The organism is Streptomyces sp. NPDC126499, assembly GCF_040302485.1.
Lineage (GTDB): Bacteria > Actinomycetota > Actinomycetes > Streptomycetales > Streptomycetaceae > Streptomyces.
Window position 1 is genome coordinate 1 of sequence record NZ_JBEOUO010000044.1, and the last position, 14,963, is coordinate 14,963.

Below are 14,963 nucleotides of genomic sequence, written 5' to 3' on the forward strand. Positions count from 1 at the left end.
CAAGGTCGGCGCGGGCCGCCGGGCCGCCGCGCGGCGCAGGGCCGCGGCGGCCGGCCGGCCCGGCGGGGTGGAGCAGCTGCGGCTGCGGTGGCTGACGGCCTTCGAGGTACGGGGCGTGCGGCCGTTCCTGGAGCAGCAGCGGGTGCTGCTCGGCGCGGCGGGGCAGCCGCGGCAGAAGGTGGTCGAGCGGCTGCGGGGCACGGACCGCAGCGCGGCGGCCCGGCGGCGTACGGTCCTGGAGCAGTCCTTCGGCCAGCTGCCGGAGCCGGTCGGCCCGTTCGCGGGCCGGCGGGAGGAGCTGGCGCGGATCACCCGCTGGGTGCAGGCGGGCCGGGCGGCGGCGGCCACCCGGCCGACGGTGGTGATGCTGCCCGGCGTGCCCGGTTCGGGCCGCAGCGCGCTCGCGGTGCGGGCGGCGCACGCGCTGCGGGACCAGTTCCGCGGGGCGTGCGTGGTGGACCTGCGGGGCGGGGCCGCGGGCGGCGAGCGGCCGCTGTCGACCCGGGAGGCGCTGCTGCACCTGCTCAACCGGCTCGGCGCCCCGCGCGAGCAGCTGCTGTTCCGGGAGCGGGCGTCGGCCGAGCAGCAGGTGCGGCGCCTCGCGGAGCTGTACCACCAGCATCTGACCGGGCTTGCGGTGGTGGTGGTCCTGGAGGACGCGGTGGACGCGGCGCAGGTGCGGACGCTGCTGCCGGAGCGCTCCGACAGCCTGGTGCTCGTGACCTGCCGGGAGCCGCTGGACCTGGGCGAGGACGTGCCGGCCGCGGTGCACGTCCTGCCGGTGACGGAGCTCGACACGGCGGGCGCGGAGGAACTGCTGCTCGGGGCGGCGGGCGGCGCGGGCCCGGAGCCGTACGACGCGGAGGGCCGCGCCCGGGTCGGGGAGCTGTGCGGCGGGCTGCCGCTGGCGCTGCGGACGGCGGGCGCGCTGCTCGCCGGGCGGCCGGCGGGCGAGGTGGCGCGGCTCCTCGCGACGGCGGGCGGCGGGGCGGCGGGCCCGGTGGAGCGGGCGCTCGCGGCCGGATACGCGACGGCGCTGGACGAGGACGGGCGGCGGCTGCTGCGGCGGCTCGCGCTCGCGGGCCGGGCCTCGCTGGGGGCGGCGGCCGCGGCGGCCCTGCTCGGCGGTACGGCCGCGGAGGGGGCCCGGCTGCTCGCGGAGCTGGCGCGGGCGGGTCTGCTCGACCATGTCCGCGGCGAGCGGTACCGGCTGCACGACGCGGTACGCGCCTTCGCGGCGGCGCGGCTGGCCGAGGAGGAGGACGCGGCGGACATCGCGGCGGCGCAGGAGCGGCTGATCCGGAACTACGCGGAGCTGGCGGACGCGGTGATCCGGATGGTCGACGGAAAGATGTCGACCCGCGTCAACCGCGCCGCCCGCTTCGACGGGCACGGCTTCGGTTCGCTGGACGCGGCGCTGCGCTGGCTGGACGAGGAGTCCAGCTTCATCACGGCGACGCTGCGGCACACGGAGGGCGTGGACCAGCAGACGGTGCTGGACCTGCTGGGCGCGCTGTGCGACTACTGCCTGCTGCGCGGCGACCTCTACCGGCTCGGTGAGATCGACGAGCTGACGGAGGCGGTGGGGCAGGGACTCCTTTCGCGTTCGGTGCGGTGGCGGACCGGTATCGCGGCACGGCAGCTGGGCGAGCTGGACAAGGCACGGACGACGCTGACCTCGGTGGTGTCGCTGTATCAGGAGGCGCACCAGGACGCGGGGGCGGCCCTCGCGCTGTGCTCGCTCGGGATCACCCTGCACCACCAGGGCCGGCTGTCGGAGGCGGCGGCGCGGCTGCGGGAGGCCCTGGCGCTGCAGGAGCCGGAGTCGCTGGCCGCCGACCGGGGCTGGACCCTGCACGCGCTCGCCGCCGTCGAGCGGGACCGGGCGAACCTGGCGGAGGCGCTGCGGCTGCTGGACCGGGCGCTCGCGCTGCACCGGGAGCACGAGTCGCTGCACGGCGAGGCGTGGGCCCACTTCCAGCTGGGCCAGGTGCGGCTGCGGACGGGTGAGGTGGCGCGGGCGGAGCACGAGCTGCGGCTCGCCCTGGAGCAGTACGGGCGTACGCACGACGGCCGTGGTGAGGCCTGGGCGCTGACCCAGCTGGCCCGGGCCCGGTTGCTCGACGGGGACGTGGAACCGGCGGTGGAGGGGCTGCGGCAGGCGCTGGCCCGGCACCGGGAGCAGGAGGACGCGCGGGGCGAGGCGTGGACGCTGTACTACCTGGGGCACGCGCTGGAGGAGCGGGGCGACCGCGACCAGGCGGTACGGGAGCTGGAGCGGGCGCGGTCGATGTTCTCGCGGATGCGGGACGTCTACGGCTTGGCATGCGCCCGCCATCATTCGGGGCGGGTCACCCGCGACCAGCGGGCCGCGCAGACCGGCAACCTGCGCAACTCCGGCTTCGCCCGCCAGCTCCTCAACGACGCCCGCGCCGACTTCCAGCGCATCGGGGTGGCCCACGGCGAGGCCTGGACCTGTCTGGAGCTGGCCATCGTGGACGCGGGCAACGCGCGCACGGCCCAGGCCCTGGAGCTGTGCGAGGAGGCGGCGGGGCTGTTCGGCTCGTACGGCGACCGCAGGGGCGCCGACTGGGCCCGCTTCCTGCGCTGCACCCTGCTGTCCGACCCGGCCGAGGCCCGCACGGAGCTCGCCGCCCTGACCGCGGACCGACACCCGGCCCGCGACCCCCGCCTGGAGGACTGCGCGGAGGCCTACGCCCTGGTCCTGGACCGCGGCACGGCCACGGGGGGCGGGTGGCAGGCCTGGGAGCTGGGCATGGTGCCGGGGCGGCAGGCGGGAGAGGTGATGGGGGTGGGGGTGGAGTAGTCCGGCTTCGACGGGGGCCGGGCCCCGGGTGGGCCTGCGGCGGGTGCCGTACGGGAGCCTGCCGCCGAGGTCGTACGAGCCTTCGGCCGGGTCGTACGGGCCGGGCTCCTGCCTCCGCGTGAGCGGCGGCCCCGGCCCGCACGGGCCGGGGCCGCGGCCCACGGGGCCAGGAAGCCGCTACTCCTTCACCGCGCCCTCGGCGGCCGGCGCCGCCTCCGCCCGGTCCGGGGACTGTGCGAAGTCGACCTTGTGCATGTGGCGGTTCATCGACTTCATCAGCATCCAGACGGCCAGCGCCATGACGGCGAAGACGATGAACCCGAGGACGCCGGGGGTCACCTTGTTCTTGTCCAGTTCTTCGGCGGCGAAGGGGACAAGCTGGGTCAGTGCCAGGTGTGCGCTCATGCTAGGCATTGTCCCGGATGCCCGCGAAGAGGTCGCTCTCGGGGAGGGAGGTGTCCACGAGGGACTTGCTGAGCTCGTACTCCTCGGTGGGCCAGACCTCCTTCTGGATCTCCATCGGGACCCGGAACCAGCCGCCGTCGGGGTCGATCTGGGTGCGGTGCGCGATCAGCGCCTTGTCGCGGATCTCGAAGAACTCCGCGCACGGCACGAAGGTGGTGAGCGTCCGCTCCTTCCGCGAGAACTCGTCCCAGCGCTTGAGCCAGTCCCCGTAGGGGGACTCCAGGCCCCGGTCCAGGAGGGCCTGGTGCAGGGCCTCGGTGCGGGGGCGGTTGAAGCCCTGGTTGTAGTAGAGCTTCAGCGGCTGGAAGGCAGGGCCGAACTCGTCCTCGGGGTACTTCTCGGTGTCGGTCGCGCCGTCGAAGGCCACCATCGTGATCTTGTGGGTCATGATGTGGTCGGGGTGCGGGTACCCGCCGTTCTCGTCGTAGGTCGTGATGACCTGCGGACGGAAGGAACGGATCTTGCGGACCAGCCGGCCGGCGGCCGCGTCCACGTCCTCCAGCGCGAAGCAGCCCTCGGGCAGCGGGGGCAGCGGGTCGCCCTCGGGCAGGCCCGAGTCGACGAAGCCCAGCCACTCCTGCCGGACCCCGAGGATCTCGCGGGCCTCGTCCATCTCCTTGCGGCGGACCTCGTGGATGTTGGCCTCGATGTAGGGGTCGCCCTGGAGCTTCGGGTTGAGGACGGAGCCGCGCTCACCGCCCGTGCAGGTCACCACAAGGACGTCCACCCCCTCGGACACGTACTTGGCCATCGTCGCCGCGCCCTTGCTCGACTCGTCGTCGGGGTGGGCGTGAACGGCCATCAGTCGCAGCTGCTCAGTCAAGACTCGATCCTCAGTGATTCGTCGCCTAGGGAGGTCTCTATAGTGACGGAATCGGGGGAGGGAAAATTCCGGCCCCGGGGCAGCGAGAGGAACGATCATGAGCGCGGTGCGAGAGCAGCTGCCCGAGGGGCGTTACGGACGCTCCGCGGACGAGCGCGCCGACCGCAAGCTCAAGATCGTCGGCGCGGTGCTCGGCACCCTCTTCCTCGCCCTGCTGGGCTGGTTCGGCTGGTACTACGTCGTCGACAACAAGATCAGCGCCGAGATGATCAAGTTCGACGTGGTCTCCGACTCCGAGGTCCAGGTCCACCTGGAGATCCGCAAGGACGACGGCGCCCAGGGCGTCTGCACGCTCCGCTCGCGCTCCGAGGACGGGGCCGAGGTGGGCCGCAAGGACGTGCGGATCGACGAGGCCGGCACCCGCGTCGACCGGGTCTACGCGATCCGCACCACGGCGCGGGCCACCACCGCCGAACTGATCGGGTGTACGCCCCGGTAGCGGTGGGTAGGGAGCCGGGGTGGAGCCTCGGCGAGTCACCTCGGTGACCTGGGGTGACGTGAACTCCGTGGTTTATGTCCTCCCGCTTTTCGCCACTCATTGTTAGGCTCGTGGTTTCGCCCGTTCGAAAGGCGCACTCGTGAGGTGCCCGCTTTTCGCGCAGGGCGAGCTTTGTATTCCCAGTACCTACGAGGAGCACCTGTGACCCAGACCAGCGACAACGTCACCTGGCTCACCCAGGAGGCGTACAACAAGCTCAAGGACGAGCTTGAGTACCTGTCTGGTCCCGCGCGTACCGAGATCGCCGCGAAGATCGCCGCCGCGCGCGAGGAGGGCGATCTGCGCGAGAACGGCGGGTACCACGCGGCCAAGGAGGAGCAGGGCAAGCAGGAGCTCCGGGTCCGGCAGCTCACGCAGCTCCTGCAGAACGCCAAGGTCGGCGAGGCCCCGGAGGACACCGGTGTGGTCGGGCCCGGCATGGTCGTGACGATCGCCTTCGACGGCGACGAGGACGACACCCTGGAGTTCCTCCTGGCGTCCCGCGAGTACGCGAGCGACGACATCGAGACGTACTCGCCGCAGTCCCCGCTGGGCGTCGGCGTCATCGGCAAGGCCGTCGGCGACGAGGCCGAGTACGAGCTGCCGAACGGCAAGACGGCCATGGTGAAGATCCTCAGCGCCAAGCCGTACACCGGCTGACGCCACCGGCACCGCCGGGCGCTCGCCGCCTCGCGCATCATCAGGGCCGGATCCCGCGAGGGGTCCGGCCTTCGCCATGCCCGTATCGCCTGAAGCGCACCCTGGGCGCGGGCCTGGAGATCACCGGCGGTCCGGCGGTGAACGCGGACGGGACGGTGGCCGTCCCGAGCCGGACTCCTCGTCGCTTCACTCGGCCCTGCGGTACTTCCGTACCGCCAGCGTGCGGAAGACCGCGATGATCAGCACCGACCAGATGATCGAGGCCCAGACCGGATGCTGCATCGGCCAGGCGTCGGACGTCGAGACGCCCGGGTTGCCGAACAGTTCACGGCAGGCCTGGACGGTCGCGCTGAACGGGTTCCACTCGGCGATGTGGCGCAGCCAGGGCGTCATCCGGTCCGAGTCCACGAACGCGTTCGAGATGAAGGTGACCGGGAAGAGCCAGATGATCCCTCCCGACGTCGCCGCCTCCGGCGTGCGCACGGACAGGCCGATCAGCGCGCCGATCCAGGTGAAGGCGTAGCCGAGGAGGAGCAGCAGGGCGAAGCCCGCCAGGATCCTGCCGGCGTTCGTGGGCTCCGCGGAGCCGGTGCGCCAGCCCACGAGCAGGGCGACGGCCGCGAGGACGAGCAGGGTGATGGACGTCTGGACGAGGTCGGCGACGGTGCGGCCGGTCAGGACGGCGCCTCGGGCCATGGGCAGGGACCGGAAGCGGTCGATGATCCCCTTCTGCATGTCGTCGGCGATGCCGGCCGCCGATCCCGCCGTGGCGAAGGTGACGGTCTGGGCGAAGATGCCCGCCATCAGGAAGTCCTTGTACACGCCGGCGTCGGTGGTGCCACCGATCGTCATGGACCCGCCGAAGACGTACGTGAAGAGGACGACGAACATCACCGGCTGGATGACCCCGAAAAGGATCATTTCGGGAATCCTGGTCATGCGAATCAGGTTCCTGCGGGCCACGACCAGGGAGTCGGTCACTGCGGTCACTTCGCCGTCTCCTTCGCCTTGGCGCGCCTGCCCCGGGCGTCCCGGGGCGCGGGGGTGCCGCTGTCGCCGTTCTCGTCGTCGGCTCGCTCGGCGGTGTGTCCGGTGAGGGAGATGAAGACGTCGTCGAGGGTGGGGCGACGCAGGCCGATGTCGTCGATCTCGACGCCGACGGCGTCGAGGTCGCGGATGACCTCGGCGAGGAGCTTGGCGCCGCCGGCGACGGGGACGGTCAGCTTGCGGGTGTGCTCCTCGACGGAGATGTCGCCGTGGCCGAGGCCGGCGAGGCCGTAGCGGGCGAGGACTTCGCGGGCGGGCGGGATCATGTCGCGGTCGTGGACGACGACTTCGACGCGCTCGCCGCCGGTCTGGGCCTTGAGCTCGTCGGAGGTGCCGCGGGCGATGACCTTGCCGTGGTCGACGACGCAGATGTCGTGGGCCAGGTGGTCGGCCTCCTCCAGGTACTGGGTGGTGAGGAGGAGGGTGGTGCCGCCCGCGACCAGTTCCTGGATGACCTCCCAGAGCGCCTGGCGGTTGCGGGGGTCGAGGCCGGTGGTGGGCTCGTCCATGAACATGACGGGCGGGGAGACCACGAGGGCGGCGGCGAGGTCGAGGCGGCGGCGCATGCCGCCCGAGTAGGTCTTCGCGGGGCGGTCGGCGGCGTCGGCGAGGTTGAACCGCTCCAGGAGCTCGCCGGCGCGGGCCTTCGCGCTCCTGGCGCCCATCTGATAGAGCTGCCCGACCATCTGGAGGTTCTCACGGCCGGTCAGATACTCGTCGACGGCGGCGAACTGGCCGGACAGGCCGATGGAGCGCCGCACCTCGTTGGGGTGCTTGAGGACGTCTATGCCGGCGACCACGGCTCTGCCGCTGTCCGGTTTCAGAAGCGTGGTGAGGACGCGCACGGTGGTGGTCTTCCCCGCACCGTTCGGGCCGAGGAGGCCCAGGACGGTGCCCTCGGGGACGTCGAGGTCCACGCCGTCCAGAGCTCGTACGTCGCCGAAGGTCTTCACCAGACCTTCGGCGTGGATCGCACCTGGCATCAGGGGTCTCCCACATGGTCGGGGCGGTTTTGGGCGTTTTGGTCCAAGTCTAGGAACGCCGAGCGGCGGCCGCCCGGCGTTCTCGTGACCCACACCACACGCTAACGCGATACATCGCGACCCACAACCGATTTCAGGAACGACGCCCCCTGCCCGTCAGCCGAGCACCGTGTAGCCCGCGTCCCGCAGCGACGCCGCGACCTCCTCGCAGTGCTCCGGCCCCTTCGTCTCCAGGTGCAGCTCCACCTCGGCCTCCGTGAGCCCGAGCCGCGGATCGGTCCGCACGTGGCTCACGTCGAGCACGTTCGCGTCCACCACCGTCAGCACCGCGAGCAGCGTCGCCAGCGCCCCCGGCCGGTCCGTCACCTTCAGCCTGAGGCTCAGATAGCGGCCCGCCGCCGCCATTCCGTGCCGCAGGATCCGCTGCATCAACAGCGGGTCCACGTTCCCGCCGGACAGCACCGCCACCACCGGACCGCGGCCCCGGAACGCCTCCGGGTCGGCGAGCAGCGCCGCCACCGGGCTCGCGCCGGCCGGCTCGACCACCAGCTTCGCCCGCTCCAGGCACAGCAGCAGCGCCGAGGAGAGCGCGTCCTCCGAGACGGTGCGGACCTCGTCCACGTACTCCCGGACGATCCCGAACGGCACGTCGCCCGGCCGCCCCACCTTGATCCCGTCCGCCATGGTCACCGGCGACTCGACCGCCACCGGATGCCCCGCCGCGAGCGAGGGCGGGTACGCGGCCGCGCCCTCCGCCTGCACGCCGACCACCCGCACGTCCGGCCGTACCGACTTCACCGCGAGACCGATCCCGGCCACCAGACCGCCGCCGCCGACGCCCACCACGATCGTCCGCACCTCGGGGCACTGCTCCAGGATCTCCAGGCCCACCGTGCCCTGGCCCGCGATGATGTCCGGGTGGTCGAAGGGATGGATGAAGACCGCGCCGGTCTGCTGGGCGTACTCCTCGGCCGCCGCCAGCGTCTCGTCCACCACGTGCCCGTGCAGCCGCACCTCCGCCCCGTACTCACGGGTCGCCGCCACCTTCGGCAGCGGGGCGCCCACCGGCATGAAGACCGTCGCGTGCACCCCGAGCAGCGCGGAGGCCAGCGCCACGCCCTGCGCGTGGTTGCCGGCCGAGGCGGCGACCACCCCGGCCGCCCGCTGCTCCGGCCGCAGCCCCGCGATCCGCACGTACGCGCCGCGCAGCTTGAACGAACCGGTCCGCTGCAGGTTCTCGCACTTGAGGTGGACGGGCGACCCCACCAGCGACGACAGATGGCGGCTGCCCTCCATCGCGGTCACCCGCGCCACCCCGGCGAGCATCTTCTGCGCCCCCCGTACGTCGTCGAGCATCAGCGGGTGCAAGGGGCCTGGCGTACGGAAGCTCATGACATGAAGTCTCGCAGTTCACGGGGGTCCCGGCCGCCCGGGGGACACGCCCGCCACCCGGTCCACACCCCCGTCGCACCCGGGTTCGTATCGGATCGCGCAGCGCCGGTACGGACCCGGGCCGGTCCGCGTACTCTGTCCCCCACCAACCGACCACCGCACGAGAGAGCCACCACAGCCATGCCCACATCTCAGGACATGACGACTGAGCTTGACCCCGGTCTCCTCGACGCCCTCCAGCACCAGGTGGCCGTCTTCGCCCGGCGGGCCGAGCAGACCCGGCTCGGCGGCACCGGGCAGCTCCGCAACTCCATGGACCGCGCCGCCTACCTGCTGCTCAACCGGCTCGACCAGGAGGGCCCGATGGGCGTGAAGGCGCTCGCCGCCGGCATGGGCATCGACTCCTCCACGGTCACCCGCCAGGTCGCCCCGCTCGTCGACACCGGCCTGGTCAAGCGCACCTCGCACCCCGAGGACGGGCGCGCCGTCGTGCTCCAGCTCTCCCCGCGCGGCCAGGCCCGCCTGGAGGAGGTCCGCGCCTCGCGCCGCCGGCTGATGGCCGAGGTGACCGACGGCTGGACGCCCGCCGAGCGCGAGTCCTTCTGCACCCTGCTCACCCGCTTCAACTCCGCCCTCTCCGCACGCCAGTCCGGCCTGCCCGCCGACCGGGAGACCGAGGCCCAGCCCGAGACCGGCCGCTAGACCGAGCGCGAGTCCGAGCCCGAGCCCGAGCTCCAGCCGCTGGACCGAGCCCGAGACCAGCCGCCGGACCGGCCGGGGAGACGGGCCGGGGGACGGGCCGGGAGACGGGGCGCGAGACCGGCCGCCGGACCGGCCTCGGCACCGACCGGGAAGAGTCCGTACCGACGTCTTGACCGGGTGCGCGCACCGGCCTCTATATGAGGACGTGCGCGAGTCGAATCATGGCCACCATGACGAGAACGCCGCCCGCACCCGGGAGTTCCACGCCTTCGCGGCCGGGGCGTCGGGCCGGCTGCTGCAGGTCGCCACGCTGCTCACCACCGAGCCCGCGCACCGCAACCCGCTCGCCCAGGACCTCCTGACGGCCTCGCTCGCCCACACCTACGCCCACTGGGACCGGCTGCGCGGCGAGGATCCCTACGAGGTCACCCGCGCCGACCTCGCCGCCCGCTTCGCCCGCACCGCCTGGCGCCACCACCGCGGCCGCGGCGGCGTGCTGTCGGCGCTCACCCCGCAGGAACGTCTCGTCGTCGTGCTGCGGCTGCACGAAGGGGTGCCGGAGGAGCGGACGGCCGCGCTCCTCGGGCTGCCCGAGGAGCGGGTGCGGGCCGTCTGCGCCCGGTCGGTCAGCGCCCTGCGGGCGGCCTCGTGAGCCGCCACGACCGCAAGGAGGACGAGGTCCGCCGCATGCTGCGGGCCACGCAGCCCGCCGTCCCCGCCGACCTCGCCGCCCGGGCCGTCACCCGCGGCACCCGCCTGCTGCGCCGCGGCCGGCTGCTGCGGCGGATCGGCTGGGCGCTGCTGGGCGTGGCGGTCCTCGCCTTCGTCGTCTGGGCGTCCGTGGCCCGGCCCTGGGAGGTCCCGCCGGCGGCGACCACCCCGCCGCTGGAGGGGTGGTGACCAGGGCCTGACCGCCGTACGGGCCGGGGCCCGGAAGCCGGAGCCGGGACAGGCCCCGGCCTGGGGCCTCAGCCCAGCGCCTCGCGCAGGTCCGCCAGCAGGTCGTCGACGTTCTCGATACCGACCGAGAGGCGGACCAGGTCCGCCGGGACCTCCAGGGCGGAGCCGGCGACGCTCGCGTGGGTCATGCGGCCCGGGTGCTCGATCAGGGACTCCACGCCGCCGAGGGACTCGCCGAGGGTGAAGAGCTTGGCGCGGTTGCAGACCTCGACGGCCGCCGCCTCGCCGCCCTCCACGCGGAAGGAGACCATGCCGCCGAAGGAACGCATCTGCTTGGCCGCGACCTCGTGCCCCGGGTGCTCCGGCAGGCCCGGGTAGAGGACCTGGATGACCTTCGGGTGCTGGGTCAGCATCTCCACGATCTTGCCGGCGTTCTCGCTGTGCCGGTCCATGCGCACGGCGAGGGTCTTGATGCCGCGCAGCACGATCCACGAGTCGAACGGGCCGGCCACCGCGCCCATCGCGTTCTGGTGGTACGCCAGTTCCTCGCCCAGCTCCGCGTCGGCGGTGACCAGGGCGCCGCCGACGACGTCGGAGTGGCCGCCCATGTACTTGGTGAGCGAGTGGACGACGACGTCCGCGCCGAGCCCCAGCGGCTGCTGGAGGTAGGGGGAGGCGAAGGTGTTGTCGACGACCAGCTTCACCCCGGCCTGGCGGGCCACGCCCGCGACGGCCTCGATGTCGGTGATGCCGAGCAGCGGGTTGGAGGGGGTCTCCACCCAGATCAGCTTCGTACGGTCGTTGATCGCGCCGCGCACCGACTCGACGTCGGAGGTGTTCGCGACGGAGAAGTCCACGCCCCAGCGCTCGACGACCTTGGCGAAGAGGCGGAAGGTGCCGCCGTACGCGTCGTTCGGGATGACCACGTGGTCGCCGGGGACCAGCAGGGTGCGCAGCAGGCAGTCCTCGGCGGCGAGGCCGGAGGCGAAGGCGAGGCCGCGCCGGCCGCCCTCCAGGGCCGCGAGGTTCTCCTCCAGCGCAGTGCGGGTGGGGTTGGCGCTGCGGCTGTACTCGTAGCCGCCGCGCAGCCCGCCCACGCCGTCCTGCTTGTAGGTGGACACCTGGTAGATGGGCGGGACGACCGCGCCGGTCAGCGGGTCGGCGGTGTTGCCCGCGTGGATGGCGCGGGTCTCGAAGCTCTGGTGGGTGTGCTGGTCGCTCATGAGGCAGGAGCGTAGTCCGGGTCGGGCCCGGTCGCCGCCTCGTGTCTCGGCCCGTGGGTGCGTCGGTCTCAACCCGTGGCGGCCTGATGTCCCGGCCGGTCGCCGCCCCGTGTCCCGGCCGGTCCTCGTCTGGTGTCCCGATGCCCGGCCACCTCGTGTCCCGGCCCGTGGCCGCCCCAGGTCCCGGCCGGTCGTCGCACCAGGTCCCGGCCGGTCGCCGCCCCGTGTCCCGACGCCTGGCCCCCTGATGCCCCGGCCCGTGGCCGCCTCAGTTCCCGGCCGGTGTCCTGGACAATGGACGCATGGAGATTCTCTGGTTCCTGATCGCGCTCGGACTGCTCTTCGGCGTCCTGGGCCCCTTCGTGCTGCGCCGGCGCGCCGGCGGCATCCGGCAGGTGGCCCCCGGCTCGCCCGACGCGGCGGACCCGGAGGCGTACGGGTTCCTGCGCCAGGAGGAGCAGGACGTGCGGCTGCCGGGGCCGGACCAGGACCTCCTGGACGTGCTCGACGTGGTGCAGGCGACGCAGGACTGGCGGGCCGCCTCGCAGCTGCTGAAGGGCACCGAGAAGGAGGGCGAGACGCGCTGGCAGCGGGTCCAGGCCTTCGCGGGCGCGGCCTCCCTGGAGCTGGCGGAGCGGCCGGGCGTGGGCGCCGCGTGGCTGCGCTCGTGGCGGGCGGAGGCGCCGAAGGACCCGGGCGGCGCGCAGGTGTACGCGGAGTTCCTGGTGCAGCAGGCGTGGCGGTCCTCGTCGGCCGGCGCACAGGACTTCCGGGTCATCCTGGAGGAGGCGAAGGCGGCGTGCGAGCAGGCGGCGCTGCTGGCGCCGGGCGACCCGGTGCCGTACATCTCGGAGCTGGCAGTGGCGCGCGGACTCGCCTACGCGCCCGAGGAGTTCGACCTGCTGTGGGCGAAGGTGATCGACCGCGCGCCGGAGCACATGGGGGCGCATCTGGCGGCGCTGCACTACTGGTGCGGGAAGTGGCACGGTTCGCGGGAGGAGGCGGACCGTTTCGCCACGTCGGCGGCGGCCCGTGCGCCGCGCGGTTCGCTGCTGGCCGCGCTGCCGCTGTTCGCGGTGTTCGAGAACCGGCCCGACCTGGTGATCGGTGACTTCTACCGTACGGCGGTGGTGACCCGGGCCGTGGAGGGCGCCCTGTACGCGGTGCACTCGGCGCGGCCCGACGACCCGATGCTGGCGCACGTACGCCATCTGCTGGTGCCGTTCCTGATGGGCGCGGAGCGCTGGAGCGAGGCGATGGAGATGCTGGTGCGGGTGGACGGCCACGTGGGCGCGCTGCCGTGGACGCTGGAGGAGGATCCGGCGGCGGCGTACACGGTGCACCGGAACCTGGTGGTGGCCGGCTACGAGGCGAGCGGGGGCAGCCCGGCGACGCTGCGGCGGTAGCCGTCGCCTCGGGGAATCCCCGGGGTACGCGGGACGTTGTGCCTTGCGCCGACCGTCGAGGAGAGATGCAGCATGTTCCTGTCCCGCACCCCCGTCCTCCCCACTCCCGACCAGGCCCTGCGCGGGCGCCCCGAGCCCGAGTTCCAGGTCCCGGAGCGCCACACCGTGCTCGGCACCCCGCTCCTCGGCCCCTACCCGCAGGGCCTGGAGGTCGCGGACTTCGCGCTGGGCTGTTTCTGGGGCGCCGAGCGCAAGTTCTGGCAGACCGAGGGCGTCTACACGACCCTCGTCGGCTACCAGGGCGGCTACACCCCGAACCCGGTGTACGAGGAGGTCTGCTCGGGCCTCACGGGCCACACCGAGGTCGTCCGCGTGGTCTTCGACCCGGCGAAGGTCTCGTACGAGCGCCTGCTGAAGCTCTTCTGGGAGTCCCACGACCCGACGCAGGGCTTCCGCCAGGGCAACGACGTCGGCACCCAGTACCGCTCGGCCGTCTACACCCACTCCCCCGAGCAGGCCGAGGCCGCCCAGGCCTCCCGCGAGGCCTACCAGAAGGTCCTGACGGGCTCGGGCTACGGCACGATCACCACCGAGATCCTTCCGGCCGAGGACCGCGCCTTCTACCCGGCCGAGGCCTACCACCAGCAGTACCTGGACAAGAACCCGGCGGGCTACTGCGGCATCGGCGGCACGGGCGTGTCGTGCCCGATCGGGGTGGCGAAGGCGGAGTAGCGGTACCGAGGACATCAGCGGCCGGTGCGGCCCGCCACCAGCAGGAATAGGCCCGCACCGGCGCCGAGCGCCCAGCTCAGGAGCCACAGGAGCTGCAGGCCGAGCCCCAGTCCGGCGGCGAAACCGGCGAAACTGCCGCTGATGACGACGGAGGCGGCCCGTTGCCCTCTTCCGCCGTCGGCCCATTCGCGGCGCAGCCGGCCATTCCGCCGCCACTCGTTCCCCATGCCGACGGCGACGGCGAGCAGGAGAAACAGAAGGAACGGCACGGGTAACCGCGGAGAGTCGCCGACGAGCACGTCCCCCCGCGCCGCCTGGACCGCGCCGAGGGCCAGGATCACCGGTCCGAGCAGCGCGAACGCCGCGCCCAGGAGCCGTACGAAACCCACGCCCGGCCGCCTTCGCCAGAACGGTCCGCCGGACGGCGCCGATCGCAGCGACGACTCGCGCAGGCGCCGGGCCGCGCCCCGGAAGTCCGTCGCCAGCACCAGGCCGAAGCCGGTCATCCCGGTTCCGACCACCAGCGCGTACAACGCGCCGCCCCCGCCGCTCCCCGACACTCCGGTCTCCCCTCGTCGCGGCTCACGGTAGGCCACGACCGTGAACCCGGGGCATGCCGTTTTCCGGCAGTGTTCAGCCCTTCCCTGTTGCCGACTCCTGGCCGTCCTCCTCTCCCTCGTCGCGGGTCGCCCGCGTCGCCGCCCCCGCCGCGCGCATCGCCGCCGCCGTCGTGGCGGGGTCGTAGTCCTCGGGGACGCCGTCGATCAGCAGGACGTCGCCGGGGATGTGCCGGGCGCGCAGGGGGATGAGGGCCTGGTAGGGCTCGGAGTCGTACCAGGCGCGGGCGGCCTCGTACGTCGGGAAGCCGATCATCACGAGCGCCCCGGGCCACTCGCCTTCGAGGACCTCGCGGTGGGGGGCGCCGTGGACGAGGAAGCGGCCGCCGAAGGGGTCGAGGGTGGCCTGGACGCGCTCGATGTAGACGAGGACGTCCTCGTGGGGGGCGGCGGCGTTCGGGTGCAGGTTTGCCAGGGCGTATGCGGTCATGGGACGAGCATGCCGGGGCATGCCGTACGGGGTCGATTACCCCGGAGGTCATGCCCCGGCACGGGCCCGGCACGGCACGGGCCCGGCACGGCACGGCTTCCGTTCCAGTGGTCGTCGCAACATCCCAGTTCAGGGGATGCGATGGATTTCGAGATCCGGGAGGACCGGACGGCTCAGGGGCGGAAGCAGCTGTTGCGTGAGCGGGAGACATACTTCCG

At 73.2% G+C, this 14,963-nt stretch carries 16 protein-coding genes; 8 read left to right on the forward strand and 8 right to left on the reverse strand.

Translation table 11 applies throughout. The annotated features are described in order from the left end of the window. Positions 1-2,827: tetratricopeptide repeat protein (locus ABTZ91_RS33650; protein ID WP_352081042.1), on the forward strand; the 2,827-nt coding region annotated here is incomplete at its 5' end. Positions 2,828-3,004: 177 nt separating this feature from the next. On the opposite strand, the gene ABTZ91_RS33655 is transcribed toward ABTZ91_RS33650, so the two are convergent. Beyond that, a complete protein-coding gene (locus ABTZ91_RS33655; protein WP_407078089.1) occupies positions 3,005-3,241 on the reverse strand; it encodes a hypothetical protein in 237 nt (78 codons plus the stop codon). Continuing rightward, positions 3,234-4,115 carry a mycothiol conjugate amidase Mca gene (gene mca, locus ABTZ91_RS33660; protein ID WP_352081044.1) on the reverse strand — a complete coding sequence of 294 codons (882 nt, stop codon included), beginning with the start codon at positions 4,113-4,115 and terminating at the stop codon, positions 3,234-3,236. Before mca ends, ABTZ91_RS33655 begins: the two co-directional genes overlap by 8 nt. Positions 4,116-4,212: 97 nt before the next feature. Here mca and ABTZ91_RS33665 point away from each other — a divergent pair, with 97 nt between their 5' ends. Both ABTZ91_RS33665 and greA read left to right on the forward strand, forming a co-directional pair. After that, positions 4,213-4,614 (forward strand): DUF4307 domain-containing protein, encoded by a 402-nt coding sequence (locus ABTZ91_RS33665; protein WP_352081045.1) that lies wholly within the window; start codon positions 4,213-4,215, stop codon positions 4,612-4,614. A gap of 201 nt (positions 4,615-4,815) precedes the next feature. Further along, positions 4,816-5,313 (forward strand): transcription elongation factor GreA, encoded by a 498-nt coding sequence (gene greA, locus ABTZ91_RS33670; RefSeq protein ID WP_345485992.1) that lies wholly within the window; start codon positions 4,816-4,818, stop codon positions 5,311-5,313. A 186-nt stretch (positions 5,314-5,499) separates the two neighbouring features. On the opposite strand, the gene ABTZ91_RS33675 is transcribed toward greA, so the two are convergent. The 3 genes from ABTZ91_RS33675 to ilvA all read right to left on the reverse strand — a co-directional run bounded on the left by ABTZ91_RS33675 (position 5,500) and on the right by ilvA (position 8,735). Next, positions 5,500-6,252, reverse strand: a complete 753-nt coding sequence (locus ABTZ91_RS33675; RefSeq protein ID WP_407078090.1) for an ABC transporter permease — start codon at positions 6,250-6,252, stop codon at positions 5,500-5,502. Positions 6,253-6,299: 47 nt separating this feature from the next. Then, positions 6,300-7,343, reverse strand: a complete 1,044-nt coding sequence (locus ABTZ91_RS33680) for an ATP-binding cassette domain-containing protein (protein ID WP_352081047.1) — start codon at positions 7,341-7,343, stop codon at positions 6,300-6,302. A gap of 156 nt (positions 7,344-7,499) precedes the next feature. Beyond that, the gene (gene ilvA / locus ABTZ91_RS33685) at positions 7,500-8,735 is read right to left on the reverse strand and encodes a threonine ammonia-lyase (RefSeq protein ID WP_352081048.1); all 1,236 of its coding nucleotides are present in this window, start codon (positions 8,733-8,735) and stop codon (positions 7,500-7,502) included. Between the two features lie 180 nt (positions 8,736-8,915). Here ilvA and ABTZ91_RS33690 point away from each other — a divergent pair, with 180 nt between their 5' ends. The 3 genes from ABTZ91_RS33690 (at position 8,916) to ABTZ91_RS33700 (ending at position 10,337) form a co-directional block, all read left to right on the forward strand. Next, positions 8,916-9,437 carry a MarR family transcriptional regulator gene (locus ABTZ91_RS33690; protein ID WP_352081049.1) on the forward strand — a complete coding sequence of 174 codons (522 nt, stop codon included), beginning with the start codon at positions 8,916-8,918 and terminating at the stop codon, positions 9,435-9,437. A 205-nt stretch (positions 9,438-9,642) separates the two neighbouring features. After that, positions 9,643-10,089, forward strand: coding sequence for a sigma factor-like helix-turn-helix DNA-binding protein (locus ABTZ91_RS33695; protein WP_352081050.1), 447 nt, complete (start codon positions 9,643-9,645; stop codon positions 10,087-10,089). After that, positions 10,086-10,337 (forward strand): hypothetical protein, encoded by a 252-nt coding sequence (locus tag ABTZ91_RS33700; RefSeq protein ID WP_352081051.1) that lies wholly within the window; start codon positions 10,086-10,088, stop codon positions 10,335-10,337. Before ABTZ91_RS33695 ends, ABTZ91_RS33700 begins: the two co-directional genes overlap by 4 nt. A 68-nt stretch (positions 10,338-10,405) precedes the next feature. Here ABTZ91_RS33700 and ABTZ91_RS33705 read toward each other — a convergent pair whose 3' ends face one another. Continuing rightward, on the reverse strand, positions 10,406-11,560 hold the full coding sequence (locus tag ABTZ91_RS33705; protein WP_352081052.1) for a cystathionine gamma-synthase: 1,155 nt from the start codon (positions 11,558-11,560) through the stop codon (positions 10,406-10,408). A gap of 302 nt (positions 11,561-11,862) precedes the next feature. Here ABTZ91_RS33705 and ABTZ91_RS33710 point away from each other — a divergent pair, with 302 nt between their 5' ends. Further along, positions 11,863-12,966 carry a hypothetical protein gene (locus ABTZ91_RS33710; RefSeq protein WP_352081053.1) on the forward strand — a complete coding sequence of 368 codons (1,104 nt, stop codon included), beginning with the start codon at positions 11,863-11,865 and terminating at the stop codon, positions 12,964-12,966. A gap of 72 nt (positions 12,967-13,038) precedes the next feature. Continuing rightward, on the forward strand, positions 13,039-13,698 hold the full coding sequence (gene msrA / locus ABTZ91_RS33715) for a peptide-methionine (S)-S-oxide reductase MsrA (RefSeq protein WP_352081054.1): 660 nt from the start codon (positions 13,039-13,041) through the stop codon (positions 13,696-13,698). 14 nt (positions 13,699-13,712) lie between these two features. On the opposite strand, the gene ABTZ91_RS33720 is transcribed toward msrA, so the two are convergent. Beyond that, positions 13,713-14,258 (reverse strand): hypothetical protein, encoded by a 546-nt coding sequence (locus ABTZ91_RS33720; RefSeq protein ID WP_352081055.1) that lies wholly within the window; start codon positions 14,256-14,258, stop codon positions 13,713-13,715. A gap of 73 nt (positions 14,259-14,331) precedes the next feature. Then, complete coding sequence (locus tag ABTZ91_RS33725) at positions 14,332-14,745, reverse strand: DUF1330 domain-containing protein (RefSeq protein WP_352081056.1); 414 nt, start codon at positions 14,743-14,745, stop codon at positions 14,332-14,334. Between the last annotated feature and the right edge of the window lie 218 nt (positions 14,746-14,963).